Origin of the sequence: Streptomyces sp. NBC_00207 (genome assembly GCF_045160965.1) — a bacterium.
Classification (GTDB): domain Bacteria; phylum Actinomycetota; class Actinomycetes; order Streptomycetales; family Streptomycetaceae; genus Streptomyces.
This window is the reverse complement of sequence record NZ_CP130715.1, coordinates 3,598,421-3,615,618: the sequence shown is the minus strand read 5'-3', so window position 1 is coordinate 3,615,618 and position 17,198 is coordinate 3,598,421. Positions and strand designations below refer to the sequence as shown.

Genomic DNA, 17,198 nt, shown 5'->3' with positions numbered 1-17,198 from the left:
TGCCGAACTCCGAAAGGAAGCCGGCGAGGCCGAGCCCGGCGGGCTCGCGGCAGGGCGCGAGGTCGCGGGATGCCGGGACCTTCACCTGTCCGAAGTGCCCTAAATCACTCGGTTTTCGGTCCCGGTCGATCCGATCCGATCCGCTGACCACGGATGATGGAGGGCATGCCCGTCAAGCCCGTCGTCTCGGCGTACCACCGGTGGATGGCCTCCGGCCGCCGGCTCGCCGCGAGCTGGGCCGGCTCGCCACGTGCGCTGGACGTGCTCACGGCGCTGAGCTGCCTCGGCCTGATGGCCCTCGATCTGCCGGGGCTCGCCGCCGCCGACAACTCGCTGAGCGGACCCGCGGCCGCCGTCGTGCTCGCCGTGGGCTGCGCGAGCCTGCTGGTGCGCCGCCGGACGCCCTGGATCTCGTACCTGGCCGCGCTGCTGTTCATCGGGTGGCTGCACGAGCTGACCCTGATCCAGTTCGCGCTGTACTCGGTGGGCCGCTACCGGGGGCGGCGGGCCGCGGTCCTGGCCACGATCGGGTACGTCGGCTTCGCGCTGCTCCTGTTCTCCTGCGTCCCCGGCTGGGCGGCGGACAAGGCCGGGACGCTCAGCGGCTTCCTCGGCCTGTTCGTGCCCATCGGGGTGCTCGCCTCGGCGGTGGGCATCGCCGCCTACCGGCACGACCTGGTGGGGGAGCTCACCGCCCGGCGGGCCGAGTCCGCCGTGCTGCAGGCCGTCCAGCAGGAGCGCACCTCCGTCGCCCGCGACGTCCACGACTTCGTCGGGCGCGAACTGACCCTGCTGACGGTGCGCTCCGAAGTGCTGTCCGTGCGGGCCCGCGAGACCACGCACGCGAAGGACTTCGAGGAGCTGGCCGACACCGCGCGCCGGGCCCATCTGGTGCTCAACGAGATCATCGTGCAGCGCGGCGAGCGGGCCTCGACCCCGGGCGTGGACGGGCTGCCCGCGCTGGCCGAGGAGAGCGGGCGGGCGGGGTCGCCGGTGCGGCTCACCATGGACCGGGAAGTGCACGGGCTGTCGCCGCTGCGGCAGGCGGCGGTCTACCGGGTGGTGCAGGAGTGCCTGACCAACGCCGCCAAGCACGCGCACGGGGAGAGCATCGACGTGTCGATCGCGGCGGACGGCCCGCAGCTGCGGATCGCCGTCAGCAACGCGCTGCCTGCCCGGACCCCGGGCCGGGCCCCCGTCTCGGCGGGCTCCGGCACGGCGAGCATGACCGAGCGCGTACGCAGCCTGGGCGGGACCCTGACGGCGAGGCGCACGCAGGACGCGTACGAGGTCGTGGCCACGCTGCCGCGCGGCTAGGTCCTGTCCGGGCGCTCAGGCCTTCGCGGGGACCAGCAGGCTGCCCAGCGTGTCCAGGTCCTCCACGCACCGGCCGGAGCCCAGCGCCACGCAGTCCAGCGGGTGTCCGCCACGAAGACGGGGATGCCGGTCGCGGAGGCCATCCGCAGGTCGATGCCGGGGAGCAGGGCGCCGCCGCCGGTCAAGGTGATGCCGTGCTCCATCACGTCGCCGGACAGTTCCGGCGGGCACTCCTCCAGGGTGGTGCGGACGGCGGCGATGATGGCCTCGACCGGCTCGTCGAGGGCCGCCCGCACGTCCGCGGCGCCCAGCTCCGAGGTCTTGGGCATGCCGCCGACCTTCTCGCGGCCGCGCACGGTGAAGGTGCGCGTCTCCAGTTCCGGCCGGTCGGGCACCGGCCAGGCCGAGCCGATGCCGAGCTTGACGTCCTCGGCGGTGCGCTCTCCGATGAGGAGCGCGTGCTCCTTGCGCACGTGGTCGGTGATCGCCGCGTCGAGCCGGTCCCCGCCGACGCGCAGGGACCGGGAGGTGACGATGCCTCCCCCTAGGACTCCGTCCTGGGGGGACCCCCAAGGGAGATGACGGCGACCTCGGAGGTGCCGCCGCCGATGTCCACGACCATGGAGCCGCGCGGTTCGGCCACGGGCAGTCCGGCGCCGATCGCGGCGGCCATCGGCTCCTCGATCAGGTGTACGGCCTTGGCTCCGGCCCGGGTGGAGGCGTGGACGATGGCCCGCCGCTCGACGGGGGTGACCCCGGACGGCACGCAGATCACCATCCGGGTGCGGGGCCGGCGGCCGGGGACGGCCTTGCGCACGAAGTGCCGGATCATCTCCTCGGCGGCCTCGTAGTCGCAGATCACGCCGTCCTTGAGGGGGCGGATCGCGGTGATGGAGCCGGGGGTGCGGCCGATGGTCTCCTTGGCGTCCGATCCGACGGCCAGGGCGGTGGTGGTGCCCGCTTTGACGGCGACCACGGACGGCTCATTGAGGACGATTCCGTGCCCCCGCGCGTAGACGAGGGTGTTGGCCGTCCCCAGGTCTATCCCTATGTCGCGGCTGGTAGCCGTCTTGTTGGTGCTGTCCTGCGGCATTTGTTCCCCTATCTGCTGCTCGCAAGGCTTGCATAACGATCCGGTCGCTCTTGCCGTCGAAGGTCCCTGAACGGCCGGGCCGAAAGTCCTGCGGGTCCCCGTCCGTAGACTGGCCCTGTGAGTGAGCAGCAGCCCGAGAGCCACGACCGCGACGACAACGACGACCTCGCCGGCACCTTCGACGAGTTCGACCAGATCGTGGCGGAAGAGTCCGACCGCGACCCCGACCTGGCGGTGATCGAGGCCGGCAGCCGCACCCTGCGCGCCCAGGCCGGACCGCCCCAGGGCGACCCGGTACCCGCCCCGCCCGTAGACCCGGAGGTCGCTAAGGCACTGCTGGAGGTGGAGCAGGAGCTTTCCACCCGCTGGGGCGAGACCAAGCTCGAGCCGTCGGTGTCGCGGATCGCGGCCCTGATGGACGTGCTGGGCGAGCCGCAGCGCGCGTACCCCTCCATCCACGTCACCGGCACCAACGGCAAGACGAGCACGGCCCGCATGATCGAGTGCCTGCTGAACGCCTTCGAGCTGCGCACCGGGCGCTACACCAGCCCGCACGTGCAGTCGATCACCGAGCGGATCAGCCTCGACGGGGCGCCGATCAGCGCCGAGCGGTTCGTCGAGACGTACCAGGACATCAAGCCGTACGTGGAGATGGTCGACGCCTCCGAGGAGTTCCGGCTGTCGTTCTTCGAGGTGCTCACCGGAATGGCCTACGCGGCCTTCGCGGACGCACCCGTGGACGTGGCCGTGGTCGAGGTGGGCATGGGCGGCAGCTGGGACGCCACCAACGTCATCGACGCCTCGGTCGCGGTGGTCACCCCGATCAGCCTGGACCACACCGACCGGCTCGGCTCCACGCCCGGCGAGATCGCCGTGGAGAAGGGCGGCGTCATCAAGCAGGACGCGACCGTGATCCTGGCGCAGCAGCCGGTGGACGCGGCGCAGGTACTGCTGAAGAAGGCCGTGGAGGTCGACGCCACGGTGGCCCGCGAGGGCATGGAGTTCGGCGTCGTCTCGCGCGAGGTCGCGGTCGGCGGCCAGCAGCTGACGCTGCGCGGTGTGGGCGGGGAGTACGACGGCATCTTCCTGCCGCTGTACGGCGCCCACATGGCGCACAACGCGGCGGTGGCGCTGGCGGCGGTCGAGGCCTTCTTCGGCATCGGCCAGGAGCACGCGCGGGTGCTGGACCTGGAGACCGTGCAGCGGGCCTTCGCCTCGGTGACCTCGCCGGGCCGCATGGAGGTCGTGCGGCGCAGCCCGACGGTGGTCCTGGACGCGGCGCACAACCCGGCGGGTGCCGCGGCCACGGCGGAGGCGGTGACCGAGTCGTTCGGCTTCAGCAGGCTGATCGGGGTCGTGGCCGCGAGCGAGGGCAAGGACGTCCGCGGGGTGCTGGAGGCCTTCGAGCCGATCTTCGCGGAAGTGGTGGTCACGGAGAACTCCAGCCACCGGTCGATGGGCGCGGACGAACTGGCGGCCGTCGCGGTCGAGGTCTTCGGCGTGGACCGGGTGCAGGTGGAGCCGCGGCTGGACGACGCCCTGGAGGCGGCGATCACCCTGGCGGAGGAAGAGGCCGAGTACGGAGGGGCCGGGGTCCTGGTGACCGGTTCCGTGATCACGGTGGGCGAGGCCCGCCTGCTGCTGAAGAGGGGCTGAGGGATGCGCACGCTGTGTGCGAGCACGCTGATCGGCGAGTTCTTCGTGATCGGCTTCGCGGGGCTGGTGGCGATGAAGGACCCCGACCTGACCCAGGCCACGGTCTGGACGGTGTGCGGGGTCGCGATGCTGCTGTCGGTGCTGCTCTGCGGGATGCTGTCGCGTCCCGGGGCGGTCCAGCTCGGCTGGGCCCTGCAGATCGGCCTGATCGTGAGCGGGTTCGTCGTCCCGACGATGTTCTTCCTCGGCGCGGTGTTCGCCGGCCTGTGGTGGTGCTCGGTGCACTACGGCCGGAAGATCGACACGATCAAGGAGCGCTGGGCGGCCGCGCAGGAAGCGTCTGCGGCGCCCGCGGCGTCCGCGGCGCCCGACACCGCGTGACGGGTCCCCTCCGGGCCCGGCCGGCGACCGGCCGGACGTCCCCTGATGGCCCTGTAGATTCGTCCCACCGCACCCGTTTGCCGCAAGGAGCCGAAACATGACCCAGCGCACCCTCGTCCTGCTCAAGCCCGACGCCGTCCGTCGCGGTCTGGTCGGCGAGATCATCGGCCGCATCGAGCGGAAGGCCGGCTGGACCATTCCCGCCCTGGAGCTGCGCACGCTGGACCAGGAGACCCTGGAGACGCACTACGGCGAGCACAAGGGCAAGCCGTTCTACGAGCCCCTCATGGGCTTCATGGCGAGCGGTCCCGTGGTCGCCCTGGTCGTCGAAGGGGAACGCGTCATCGAGGGTGTCCGCCAGCTGGCCGGACCCACCGACCCGATCGCCGCGGCGCCCGGCTCCATCCGGGGCGACTTCGGTACCGTCACCCGGGAGAACCTGATCCACGCCTCGGACTCGGAGGAGTCCGCGGAGCGCGAGCTGAAGCTGTTCTTCCCCGCTCTCTGACTCATTCGGATCACGCTTTCCTGACGAGACATCAGCCAAATAGCGCTCATGACCTGGGGCGACCGAAGTAATTTCGGTCGCCCTTCGGTATTTCCCGGCGCAAGCGGGAACGCCTGGGCAGGACACGTCGTCACCACTAAGGGGGCGGGTATCCATTCCGGCGGGATTGCCGGAGTCCCGTCGCGCGGTGTCGGTACTACCGTGACTACGATGGGGCCTCCACCCACACACCCACCTCGCCGACCTGACAGCAGCCGCTATCAACTGGAAGGCCAGACGCTCCTCATGGGGAACAAGGGGAACAACATGTCGTTCATCGGCCGTGACATGGCGATCGACCTCGGGACCGCCAACACGCTGGTGTACGTGAGGGGCCGGGGGATCGTCCTGAACGAGCCGTCCGTGGTCGCCATCAACACGAACACCGGCGGCATTCTGGCGGTCGGCTCGGAGGCGAAGAAGATGATCGGGCGCACGCCCGGCAACATCGTCGCCGTACGGCCCCTCAAGGACGGCGTCATCGCCGACTTCGAGATCACCGAGCGTATGCTCCGGTACTTCATCCTCAAGATCCACAAGCGACGGTACCTGGCACGTCCGCGCGTCGTGGTCTGTGTCCCCTCCGGCATCACCGGAGTGGAGCGACGCGCCGTCATCGAGGCGTCCACGCAGGCCGGCGCCCGCCAGGTGCACATCATCGAGGAGCCCATGGCCGCCGCCATCGGCTCGGGCCTGCCCGTCCACGAGGCCACCGGCAACATGGTCGTGGACATCGGCGGCGGCACCACCGAGGTCGCCGTCATCTCCCTCGGCGGAATCGTCACGGCACAGTCCATCCGGGTGGCCGGCGACGAGCTCGACAACGCGATCATCCAGCACATCAAGAAGGAGTACTCGCTCCTCCTCGGCGAGCGCACGGCCGAGCAGATCAAGATCACCATCGGTTCGGCGTACGACCTCGACAAGGACGAGCACACCGAGATCCGGGGACGCGACCTGGTCTCCGGACTGCCCAAGACGGTCGTCATCTCGGCCGCCGAGGTGCGCAAGGCCATCGAGGAGCCGGTCAACGCCATCGTCGACGCGGTCAAGACCACGCTCGACAAGTGTCCGCCGGAGCTCTCCGGCGACATCATGGACCGCGGCATCGTCCTGACCGGCGGCGGCGCCCTGCTGCGCGGCCTCGACGAGCGGCTGCGCCGGGAGACCGGCATGCCGATCCACATCGCCGAGGACCCGCTCGACTCCGTGGCGCTCGGATCCGGCAAGTGCGTCGAGGAGTTCGAGGCGCTCCAGCAGGTCCTGGACGCCCAGCCCCGTCGCTGACAGACGCCCCTCCCTGCCGGGGAGGGGCCATGCGGAACACAAGGATCCGCCGTACGGGTGCTACCGGGCCCGTGCGGCGGATCGTTGATATACAGGCAAAAGAGAATTCCGACGAGGAAGGCACGGCCGCCGCACGTGAGGGACACACGAGAAAGCCGGCTGCTCCTGGTGCTTCTGATCGCCATCGCGTTCGCGTTGATCACGGTGGACATCAGGGCAGGCGAGGAGTCGCCGGTCGACGGTGCCCGGCAGGCCGCGGCAGCGGTCTTCGGGCCGGTCGAGAAGGGTGTGGCGACCGCTGTCGATCCGGTCGCCAACGCCATAGGGGCGGTAAGGGACTCGGGCGAGCGGCACAACCGCATCGCCGCGCTGGAGCGCGAGAACGCAGCCCTGAAGGCCAAGCTCGGCAGCGACGAGCAGACCCGCAGCCGCATCCACGAGCTCGACGAGATGCTCAAGCGGGCGGGCGCCGGACAGTACGGCATCAAGGGCGCCGAGGTCATCGCCATAGGAGCGGCCCAGGGCTTCTCCTGGACCGTCACCATCGACGCCGGCAGCAAGGACGGCATCGAACGCGACATGACCGTCCTCAACGGGGACGGCCTCGTGGGCCGGGTCAGCACCGTCGGCCCGGACACCGCCACCGTCGTCCTCGCCAACGACCCCGACTTCACCGTCGGCACCCGGCTGGAGAAGACCGGCGAACTCGGCTTCGCCACCGGCCAGGGCGACCGCGCGATGTCCGTCCAGATGCTCAACGGCAAGGCGAAGATCAACCCCGGCGACCGGCTCGTCACCTTCGGCTCGCGCGGCAACAAGCCCTTCGTGCCCGGTGTGCCGATCGGCGAGGTGATCAAGGTCGACCCCTCGCGCGGCGACCTGACCCGCACCGTCTGGGTCAATCCGGCCGTCGCCTTCTCGCGCCTCGACATCGTCGGCGTCGTCGTGATGCCGCCGCGCGAGGACCCTCGTGACGCCGTGCTGCCGCCCAAGCCCGAGGCCCCCAAGCCCACCCCGACGGTCACCGTCACGGTGACCCCGTCCGGGTCCGCCAGCGTGCCCGGCAAGCCGGCCGACGAGTAGGAGCAGACCGCCCATGCGCTTCAACCGGATCCTGCTCTCGGCCACGCTCGTCGTGGTCGCCCTCGTCATCCAGGTCACCGTCCTGGGCCGGCTCCAACTGCCCGGCGCGGTACCCGACCTGCTGCTCCTCACCGTCGTCGCCCTCGCACTCGTGTACGGGCACGTCAGCGGAGCCCTGATCGGCTTCGCCGCCGGTCTCCTCGCCGACCTGGCCCCGCCCGCCGACCACGCCGCCGGGCGGTACGCGCTCGTGCTGTGCGTCATCGGCTACGTCGCCGGACTGACCCGCCCCGACGGCGGCCGGTTCCGCTCCGCCTGGGGCCCGATGCTCACCGTCGTCGCCGCCGCGATCGGCTCCACCCTGCTCTACGCGGGCGTGGGCGCCCTCGTCGGCGACACCGCTGCCCGCCACGTGGGCCTGACCGGGCTGGTGTTCACCGCCACCCTCTACGACCTGCTGCTCGCGCCGTTCACCGTGCCGTGGATCATGGCGCTGGCGCGGAAGGCCGAGAACGACCCGATGGCCGTCGAGGCCGGCGGCGGCCCCGCCAACAAGGCCGCCGACGTCTCCGCCGGCTGGCTGGCCGGCGGTACGGGCCTGCGCATCGGCAGCCAGCGCGGCGGGCTCCGGCTGAAGACCGCGCGCTCCCGCGCCAACAAGGCCGTCCGCATAAAGGGCGTCAAGGCAGTCAAGGGTGTGAAGAGCGTCAAGAAGCTGTGAGGGAGGAGCAGGCATGACGAACGTTCCGGAGACCGGCCGTACCTCCCGGGTGCAGATCAGGCTCGTCATCATGCAGGTGCTCATCATCTCCATGCTGGTCACCCTCGGCGGCCGGCTCTGGTTCCTGCAGATCCGCAACGGCGCCGAGTACTACCACGAGGCCAAGAGCAACCACGTCCAGCGGGTGGTCCAGCCCGCCGTGCGCGGTTCGATCCTCGACGCCCGCGGGGTCCCCCTCGCCGACAACGAGACCCGGCTGGTCGTCTCCGCCAGCCGGACCGCTCTGATGAAGATGAAGGACCGGGGCAAGGGCGTCATGACCCGCCTCGCCGACGTCCTGGACATGACCCCCAAGGAGGTCATGGAGAAGGTCCGCCTCTGCGACTCCCAGACCCCCGCGCCCTGCTGGAACGGTTCCCCGTACCAGCCGATCCCGGTCACCATGGAGGCCACCACGCAGCAGGCGCTCCAGCTGCGGGAGCGCCCCGAGGACTTCCCCGGCATCACCGCCGAGCCCACCGCCGTCCGCCGCTACCCGGCCCCCGGCGGGGCCCGTACCTCCCAGGTGCTCGGCTACCTCTCGCCGGTCACCGACGACGAGATCCAGAAGGCCAAGGACACCGACTCGCCGCACCTGCGGTCCGACCAGGTCGGCCGCTCCGGCATCGAACGCACCTATGACCGCCAGCTGCGCGGCAAGGCGGAGGTCACCTCGTACGAGGTCGACAACCTCGGCCGGGTCATGGGCCAGACCAAGTCCGACCCGGGCATCGCCGGGTCCACCCTCATCACCAGCATCGACGCCCGGGTCCAGGCCGTGGCCGAGTTCGAGCTCCAGCAGGCGATGAAGGTCGTCCGGAACGAGACCGACAACATCACCGGCCGCAAGTACGAGGCCGACTCGGGCGCCGTCGTCGTCATGGAGGCCAAGACCGGCCGCGTCGTCGCGATGGCCTCCCAGCCCGACTACGACCCCAACGCCTGGGTCGGCGGCATCTCCGGCAAGGACTACGCCAGGCTCACCAGCAAGAACTCCAACTACCCGCTGCTCAACCGGGCCATCCAGGGCCAGGCCCCCGCGGGCTCCATCTTCAAGGTGGTCTCGGCGAGCGCGGCCGTGCGGGCCGGATACGACTTCAACGACAAGTACAACTGCAGCGCCTCCTACAACATGGGCGGCCGGAGCTTCGCGAACTTCGAGTCCAAGGGGCACGGCCCCATCACCCTCGGCGACGCGCTCAAGTTCTCCTGCAACACCGTCTTCTACGCCCTCGGCCACAAGGAGTGGCAGCGCGACGGCGGCCTCAAGCCCAAGAAGAACGCCCACGACTGGTTCTACCGGACCGCCCGTGAATTCGGCCTCGGCTCCGAGACCCACATCGACCTGCCGAACGAGGTCACCGGCCGCATCCCCGACCGCCAGTGGAAGCAGAGCTTCTGGGCGGCCAACAAGAACTCCTGGTGCAAGCAGGGCAAGCGGGGCGGCACCTATGTCGAGCAGATCGCCTACGAGAGCTGCCTCGAAGGCAACCAGCTGAAGGCCTACGACAGCATCAACTTCGCCATCGGCCAGGGAGACGTCCTCGTCACCCCCATCCAGATGGCCACCGCGTACTCCGCCATCAGCAACGGGGGCACCCTCTACAACCCCACGGTCGGCAAGGCCCTGGTCAGCCCCGACGGCAAGCGCATCGAGATGATCAAGCCGCAGTCCCACGGCAGGCTGCCGATCAGCGCCAGGACCATCAGCGACCTCGACAAGGGCCTGCGCTCGGTCGCCGAGCCGGGCGGCACCGCCGCCTGGCGGTTCATCGGCTGGCCGATGGACAAGATCCCGATGCACGCCAAGACCGGCACCGCCCAGGTCTACGGCAAGCAGACCACGTCCTGGCTGGCGACCTACACCAAGGACTTCACGATCGTCATGACGATCTCCCAGGGCGGCACCGGCTCCGGAGCCTCCGGCCCCGCCGTCCGCAACCTCTACAACGCCATCTACGGTCTCGACATGGCCGGCAAGCAGGACCTGAAGAAGGCCCTGCTGTTGCAGCCCGAGGCGAACCTGCCCAAGATCCGCCCCGACGGTTCCATCGACTCCCCGGAGATCCGGCCGTACGTGCCGCCGTCCCCGGAGGAACCGGAACCGCCCGCCCTCGCCGGGCCGCCCGCCCCGCCCCCCGCACGGCACGACTGAGGACCGAAAGACATGCAGACCGCCAACAAGTTCTCCGTCTCCCGGTACGCGCCCGAGCGCGGGGCGATGGCCAAGCTCACCGCCCGCGACTCCGTGGTGCGCCGGCTCGACTGGCCGATACTCCTCGCCGCGCTCGCCCTGTCCTTCATGGGCGCCCTGCTGGTGTGGTCGGCGACCCGCAACAGGACCCAGCTGAACCAGGGGGACCCGTACTACTTCCTGGCCCGGCACGCCCTGAACACCGGCATCGGCCTCGTCCTGATGATCGGCACCGTCTGGCTCGGCCACCGCACCCTGCGCGGTGCCGTGCCGGTCCTCTACGGGCTCTCGCTCGTGCTCATCCTGGCCGTGCTCACCCCGCTCGGCGCCACCATCAACGGCGCCCACGCGTGGATCGTGATCGGCGGCGGATTCTCCCTCCAGCCCTCCGAGTTCGTGAAGATCACGATCATCCTGGTCATGGCGATGCTGCTGGCCACCCGGGTGGACGCCGGCGACCTCACCCACCCGGACCACCGCACGGTCGTCAAGGCGCTCTGCCTGGCCGCCGCCCCGATGGGCATCGTCATGCTGATGCCCGACCTCGGGTCCGTCATGGTCATGATCGTCATCGTGCTCGGCGTGCTGCTGGCCTCCGGCGCCTCCAACCGCTGGGTGCTCGGACTCCTCGGCACCGGCGCGGGCGGCGCCATCCTGATCTGGCAGCTCGGCGTCCTCGACGAGTACCAGATCAACCGCTTCGCGGCCTTCGCCAACCCCGAGCTGGACCCCGCGGGCGTCGGCTACAACACCAACCAGGCGCGCATCGCGATCGGCTCCGGCGGTCTCACCGGATCGGGACTCTTCAAGGGTTCGCAGACGACCGGTCAGTTCGTGCCGGAGCAGCAGACCGACTTCGTCTTCACCGTGGCGGGGGAGGAGCTGGGCTTCCTCGGGGCCGGGCTGATCCTGTTCCTGCTCGCCGTCATCCTGTGGCGGGCCTGCATGATCGCCCGGGAGACCACCGAGCTGTACGGGACGATCGTCTGCGCCGGGATCATCGCCTGGTTCGCCTTCCAGTCCTTCGAGAACATCGGGATGACCCTCGGGATCATGCCGGTGGCCGGGCTGCCGCTGCCGTTCGTCTCGTACGGAGGCTCGTCGATGTTCGCGGTGTGGGTGGCGATCGGACTGCTGCAGTCGATCAAGGTGCAGCGGCCATTGTCAGCCTGATCTCCTGTTCACCCTGCCGCCGTGATCCGTTCAGGACTAAGTTCGGTCTATGGCGGACACCAAGCGCGAAATCGAGCGTAAATTCGAGTTCTCCAAGGCCAAATCTGCCCGGCGGGGATTGCCGGACCTGACGGGCACGGCCGCGATCGCGGCCGTCTCCGACCAGGGCACCGTCGACCTCGACGCCGTCTACTACGACACCCCCGACCAACGCCTCGCGGCCGACGGCCTCACCCTGCGGCGCAGAACGGGCGGCGCGGACGCGGGCTGGCACCTCAAACTGCCCGTCTCCCCGGGAGTGCGCGACGAGGTCACGGCCGCGCTCAGCGACACCGTCCCGCCCTCCCTCGCCGCCCTCGTCCGTTCCCGGGTGCGCGGCGCCGGACTCCAGCCGCAGGTCAGGCTGGTCTCCTCGCGCCGCGTCAGCCACCTGCTCGACGCCGACGGAGCCCTGCTCGCGGAACTGAGCACCGACGAGGTCCTGGCCGAGCGGGGCCAGGCCAGCGCCTCCTGGACCGAGGTCGAGGTGGAACTCGCCGACGGGGTGGACCCCGAACTGCTCGACGCCGTGGAGAAGACCTTCCGCAAGGCCGGGCTCCGGGTCTCCGACGCCCCCTCGAAGCTCGCCCGGGCGCTCGTGGAGACCGACGCCGTCCCCCCGGCCCGGCCCGAGGGCGGCGGCCCCGAGGGCACTGCGGGCGCGTACGTCCTGGCGTACCTGCGTGAACAGCGCGACGCCCTGATCGCCCAGGACCCGGCCGTGCGACGGAGCCTGCCGGACTCCGTCCACCAGATGCGGGTCGCCACCCGGCGGCTGCGCAGCGCCTTCAAGACCTACCGCAAGGTGCTCGACCGGGCGGCCACCGACCCGATCGGCGAGGAGCTGCGCTGGCTGGCCGCCGAACTCGGCGTCGACCGCGACCAGGAGGTCCTGCTGGAGCGGATCCAGACCAGCCTCGGCGAGCTGCCGCGCACCCTGGTGATCGGCCCCGTTCGCAGCCGGCTGAAGGTGTGGAACACCACCCGGCGCTCCGCGTCGCGGCGCCGGGCCGTGGCCGTCCTCGACGGCGAGCGGTACGTCTCCCTCCTGGACTCCCTCGACGCCCTGCTGGAGGCGCCGCCGCTGCTCAAGGGCGCCGATGCGGAGCCGCGGGCGATCCTGCCGAAGGCCGTGCTCGGCGACTACGCGCGGCTCGCCGTCCGCGTCGAGGGCGCGCTCTCCCTGGCGGAGGGCGACGAACGGGACCTGGCCCTGCACGACGCCCGCAAGGCGGCGAAGCGCCTGCGGTACGCGGCGGAGTCGGCCGTGCCGGCCCTCGGCAAGCCGGCGAAGCGCCTGGCCAAGGCGGGGAAGAAGGTCCAGACCCTGCTCGGCGACCACCAGGACAGCGTGGTGGCCCGCGAGGCCCTGCGCGGCCTCGCGGTCCAGGCGGCGGGCGCGGGAGAGTCCGCGTTCACCTGGGGTGTCCTCTACGCCCGCGAGGAGGCCCTGGCCGAGCGGCGCGAACGGGAACTTCCGGGCATCTGGTCGAAGGCCTCGGACCCCGCGCTGCGGACGGCGTTGGGATGATCATGTGGGTGGGGGCGGCCGGGGGCCGAGGTACGCTTGAGAGCTGCCCCCTGCCCGCTTCACGAAAGTCGCGTGATGACCGAGTCGGTCTTCCCTCAGCTTGAGGCCCTGCTTCCGCATGTGCAGAAGCCCATCCAGTACGTCGGCGGTGAACTCAACTCCACGGTCAAGGAGTGGGAGAGCTGTGACGTCCGCTGGGCGCTCATGTACCCGGACGCGTACGAAGTCGGGCTGCCCAACCAGGGCGTCATGATCCTCTACGAGGTGCTGAACGAACGCGAGGGCGTCCTCGCCGAGCGCACCTACAGCGTGTGGCCCGACCTCGAGGAACTGATGCGCGAGCACAAGGTGCCGCAGTTCACCGTGGACAGCCACCGCCCGGTCTCCGCCTTCGACGTGTTCGGCCTGTCCTTCTCCACGGAGCTGGGCTACACCAACATGCTCACGGCGCTGGACCTCGCGGGCATCCCGCTGGAGGCCCGCAACCGTACGGTCGACCACCCGATCGTCCTCGCGGGCGGCCACGCGGCCTTCAACCCCGAGCCGATCGCGGAGTTCATCGACTGCGCGGTCATCGGCGACGGCGAGCAGGCCGTCCTCGACATGACCGAGATCATCCGCACCTGGAAGGCCGAGGGGCGGCCGGGCGGGCGCGAGGAGGTCCTGCTGCGCCTGGCGAAGACCGGCAACGTCTACGTGCCGGGCTTCTACGACGTGGAGTACCTGCCGGACGGCCGCATCGGCCGTGTCGTGCCCAACCGCTCCGGCGTGCCGTGGCGCGTGTCCAAGCACACGGTCATGGACCTCGACGAGTGGCCCTACCCCAAGCAGCCCCTGGTCCCGCTCGCCGAGACCGTCCACGAGCGGATGTCCGTGGAGATCTTCCGCGGCTGCACCCGCGGCTGCCGTTTCTGCCAGGCCGGCATGATCACGCGCCCCGTGCGGGAGCGAAGCATCACCGGCATCGGCGAGATGGTGGAGCGCGGGCTGAAGGCCACGGGCTTCGAGGAGGTCGGCCTCCTCTCCCTGTCCTCCGCGGACCACACCGAGATCGCGGACATCGCCAAGGGCCTCGCGGACCGCTACACGGACGACAAGGTGGGTCTGTCCCTGCCGTCGACCCGCGTGGACGCGTTCAACGTGGACCTGGCCAACGAGCTGACCCGCAACGGGCGCCGCTCCGGTCTGACCTTCGCCCCCGAGGGCGGCTCCGAGCGCATGCGCAAGGTCATCAACAAGATGGTCTCGGAAGAGGACCTGATCCGCACGGTCGCCACCGCCTACGGCAACGGCTGGCGCCAGGTGAAGCTGTACTTCATGTGCGGCCTGCCCACCGAGACCGACGAGGACGTCCTCCAGATCGGCGACATGGCGGTCAACGTCATCGCCAAGGGCCGCGAGGTCTCCGGCCAGAACGACATCCGCTGCACGGTGTCCATCGGCGGGTTCGTGCCGAAGCCGCACACCCCGTTCCAGTGGGCGCCGCAGCTGTCGGCCGAGGAGACGGACGCCCGCCTGGGCAAGCTCCGCGACAAGATCCGCGGCGACAAGAAGTACGGCCGCTCCATCGGCTTCCGCTACCACGACGGCAAGCCGGGCATCGTCGAGGGCCTCCTCTCGCGCGGCGACCGCCGCATCGGCGACGTCATCCGCGCCGTGTACGAATCGGGCGGCCGCTTCGACGGCTGGCGCGAGCACTTCTCGTACGACCGCTGGATGGAGGCCGCGGAGAAGACGCTGCCGGCCTACGGCGTGGACGTCGCCTGGTACACGACCCGCGAGCGCACGTACGAGGAGGTCCTGCCCTGGGACCACCTGGACTCCGGTCTCGACAAGGACTGGCTCTGGGAGGACTGGCAGGACGCCCTCGACGAGACCGAGGTCGACGACTGCCGCTGGACCCCGTGCTTCGACTGCGGCGTGTGCCCGCAGATGCAGACCGAGATCCAGATCGGCCCGACGGGCAAGAAGCTGCTGCCGCTGTCGGTCGTGAAGTAACCCTTGGGTCACGAGAGGCCCCCGCCCGCAACGGGTGGGGGCCTCTGCCGTGTCCTTGGCTGTATGGAACTGCGCGAACGGCCTCCCGGCGACGGTGGCGACGGATGCCTGGTGGGAGTCATCAGGATCCCCGTCAAGATCGTCGCCGTACTCGTCGTACTGCCCGTACGAGTGGTCTGGGAGCTGCTCGTCGCCCTGGGCCGGGCCGCGCACCGGCACGTCCTCGGGCCGCTGTACGTCCACGTCGTCGAGCCGGCGCTCCGGGTGTTCGGATGGGTGCTGGCCACCCTGCTCAAGCTGGTCTTCGTGTGGCCGTGGGTCGGGCTGTGGCGGTACGTGGTCACCCCGGTCGGGCGGGGCCTGGCATGGCTGGGCAGCGGCGCGTACGCGCACCTGCTCGCTCCGGCCGGGCGGATCCTGAGCACCTACGTGTTCCGCCCGCTCGGGGCGGCGCTGGCCTGGGCCGGCCGGGGCGGGCTGCGGTACCTGCTCGCCCCGCTCGGCAAGGCGGTGGCCTGGGCGGCCTGGTTCCTGACCATGCTCCTGTTCGTGTGGCCGTGGGTCGCGCTGTGGCGGTACGTGCTCGCGCCCGTCGGCCGCGGCCTCCTGTGGCTGGCCGCGACCGCCTACCGGTACGTGCTCACCCCGATCGGACACGGCCTCGCGTGGCTGGCGGCGGCGGCCTACCGGTACCTGCTGCGCCCGGTCGGGCTGGGCCTCGTATGGCTGGTGGTGTCGCTGTACCGGTACCTGCTGCGGCCGGTCGGACTCGGCCTCGCCTGGCTGGCGGTCGCGCTGTACCGCCACGTGCTCACGCCGGTCGGGCAGGTCCTCCTCTGGGCCTGGCACGTGGCCGGCCTGATCGCCGGAGCCCTGTGGCGCGGGCTCAAACGGGTCGCCTGGGTGCTGGTCGGCTGGCCCGCGTCCCGGGTGTACCGGCACGTGCTGACCCCCGCCGGCCACGCCGTCCGCGAGGTCTGGCGCACCGGCCGCGCCGCGGTCAGGGAGGCGCGGGCCGCGGTGCGGCAGGCGCTGTTCGGTACTCCTCCCGTGGAACCGGCGAGGTCACGGGCGCGTACTCTGGGTAGTACGACAGCCGCAGGCAACACGCCCGCTCCCGAGATCTCCCTCCACGAACGGCAGGGGTGAGCCGGAGGCAGGGCGGGGCCGGCCGGTCCCACAGACGCTCAGGGCGACGCGCGAGCCGCGGAGCCCCGCACAAGGAGAAGAACCACTGGGCAAGCGACAGCCCGAAGGCCCGCCTCCCGCACCGGTGGTGCAGCGCATCCGACTGCGCTACACCAAGCGCGGCCGCCTCCGGTTCACCAGCCACCGAGACTTCCAGCGCGCCTTCGAGCGGGCCCTGCGCCGTGCCGAGGTGCCGATGGCGTACTCGGCCGGATTCACCCCGCACCCGCGCGTCTCGTACGCGAACGCCGCCCCGACCGGGACCGGCAGCGAGGCGGAATACCTGGAGATCGGCCTCGCCGAGCCCCGCGACCCCGAGAAGCTCCGCGAGCTGCTCGACGAGTCGATGCCGACCGGGCTCGACATCATCGACGCCGTCGAGGCCCGCACCTCGGGCCTCGCGGACCGGCTGACCGCCTCCGTGTGGGAGCTGCGCCTGGACGGCGTGGAGCCCGCCGAGGCCGAACGGGCCGTGACGGCGTTCCTCGCAGCCGAGACCGTGGAGGTGCAGCGCCGGACCAAGAACGGCATGCGGACCTTCGACACGCGCGGCGCGGTCGTCAGTCTGGAAGCCCTTCCTGCCCCGGCTGATAGGACCCTGGACAATGCCTGTGCGATACTGCGGCTGGTTGTTCGGCATCTGACACCTGCCGTGCGACCCGACGACGTCCTGTCCGGTCTCCGAGCTGTGGCCGACCTGGCGCCGCCGGTCCCCTCAGCGGTGACCAGGCTGGCGCAGGGGCTCTTCGACGAGGAGTCCGGCACGGTGACCGACCCGCTCGCGCCCGACCGCGAGGCTGACACGGCCGCCCCACCCACGGCCGCCGTAGCAGCCGACGCGAAGGCGCCGGAAGGTCCCGCCGCGTAGGGAACGTCGTCGTCGCGCAGCCCTGGCACTCGGGAGCCACCTGGGTCGGGCCGCGCACAGACCTGAAGACTTCCGCCAGGCCG

13 protein-coding genes and 1 pseudogene are annotated in these 17,198 nt (G+C 70.8%); 13 read left to right on the top strand and 1 reads right to left on the bottom strand.

What is annotated here, in order from left to right; all coding sequences use genetic code 11:
* Positions 1-165: 165 nt before the first annotated feature.
* Complete coding sequence (locus OG472_RS17335) at positions 166-1,317, top strand: sensor histidine kinase (protein WP_405941699.1); 1,152 nt, start codon at positions 166-168, stop codon at positions 1,315-1,317.
* A 15-nt stretch (positions 1,318-1,332) separates the two neighbouring features.
* Here the strand turns inward: OG472_RS17335 and OG472_RS17330 are convergent.
* Positions 1,333-2,410 (bottom strand): annotated as a pseudogene (locus tag OG472_RS17330) (rod shape-determining protein).
* Between the two features lie 117 nt (positions 2,411-2,527).
* Between OG472_RS17330 and folC the strand changes: the two are divergent.
* From folC to OG472_RS17270, 12 genes are all read left to right on the top strand, one after another.
* The gene (gene folC / locus OG472_RS17325; protein WP_383568050.1) at positions 2,528-4,066 is read left to right on the top strand and encodes a bifunctional tetrahydrofolate synthase/dihydrofolate synthase; all 1,539 of its coding nucleotides are present in this window, start codon (positions 2,528-2,530) and stop codon (positions 4,064-4,066) included.
* A 3-nt stretch (positions 4,067-4,069) separates the two neighbouring features.
* Complete coding sequence (locus OG472_RS17320; protein WP_405830110.1) at positions 4,070-4,447, top strand: DUF4233 domain-containing protein; 378 nt, start codon at positions 4,070-4,072, stop codon at positions 4,445-4,447.
* A gap of 97 nt (positions 4,448-4,544) precedes the next feature.
* Positions 4,545-4,955 carry a nucleoside-diphosphate kinase gene (ndk, locus tag OG472_RS17315; RefSeq protein ID WP_030710854.1) on the top strand — a complete coding sequence of 137 codons (411 nt, stop codon included), beginning with the start codon at positions 4,545-4,547 and terminating at the stop codon, positions 4,953-4,955.
* Positions 4,956-5,261: 306 nt separating this feature from the next.
* Positions 5,262-6,281, top strand: coding sequence for a rod shape-determining protein (locus OG472_RS17310; RefSeq protein ID WP_008738981.1), 1,020 nt, complete (start codon positions 5,262-5,264; stop codon positions 6,279-6,281).
* A 135-nt stretch (positions 6,282-6,416) separates the two neighbouring features.
* The gene (gene mreC, locus OG472_RS17305) at positions 6,417-7,364 is read left to right on the top strand and encodes a rod shape-determining protein MreC (protein WP_401601999.1); all 948 of its coding nucleotides are present in this window, start codon (positions 6,417-6,419) and stop codon (positions 7,362-7,364) included.
* A 13-nt stretch (positions 7,365-7,377) separates the two neighbouring features.
* Positions 7,378-8,085, top strand: coding sequence for a rod shape-determining protein MreD (mreD, locus tag OG472_RS17300; protein ID WP_401601997.1), 708 nt, complete (start codon positions 7,378-7,380; stop codon positions 8,083-8,085).
* A gap of 13 nt (positions 8,086-8,098) precedes the next feature.
* Entirely contained in the window at positions 8,099-10,279 is a 2,181-nt protein-coding gene (mrdA, locus tag OG472_RS17295) for a penicillin-binding protein 2 (RefSeq protein ID WP_401601995.1), read from the top strand.
* A 12-nt stretch (positions 10,280-10,291) separates the two neighbouring features.
* The gene (gene rodA, locus OG472_RS17290) at positions 10,292-11,491 is read left to right on the top strand and encodes a rod shape-determining protein RodA (RefSeq protein ID WP_401601993.1); all 1,200 of its coding nucleotides are present in this window, start codon (positions 10,292-10,294) and stop codon (positions 11,489-11,491) included.
* Positions 11,492-11,540: 49 nt separating this feature from the next.
* Positions 11,541-13,061, top strand: a complete 1,521-nt coding sequence (locus OG472_RS17285; protein ID WP_405941698.1) for a CHAD domain-containing protein — start codon at positions 11,541-11,543, stop codon at positions 13,059-13,061.
* A 72-nt stretch (positions 13,062-13,133) separates the two neighbouring features.
* The gene (locus tag OG472_RS17280; protein ID WP_383568070.1) at positions 13,134-15,059 is read left to right on the top strand and encodes a TIGR03960 family B12-binding radical SAM protein; all 1,926 of its coding nucleotides are present in this window, start codon (positions 13,134-13,136) and stop codon (positions 15,057-15,059) included.
* A gap of 63 nt (positions 15,060-15,122) precedes the next feature.
* Positions 15,123-16,208, top strand: coding sequence for a hypothetical protein (locus OG472_RS17275; protein WP_405941697.1), 1,086 nt, complete (start codon positions 15,123-15,125; stop codon positions 16,206-16,208).
* Between the two features lie 127 nt (positions 16,209-16,335).
* Positions 16,336-17,115, top strand: a complete 780-nt coding sequence (locus tag OG472_RS17270; protein ID WP_401601988.1) for a TIGR03936 family radical SAM-associated protein — start codon at positions 16,336-16,338, stop codon at positions 17,113-17,115.
* Positions 17,116-17,198 lie beyond the last annotated feature (83 nt).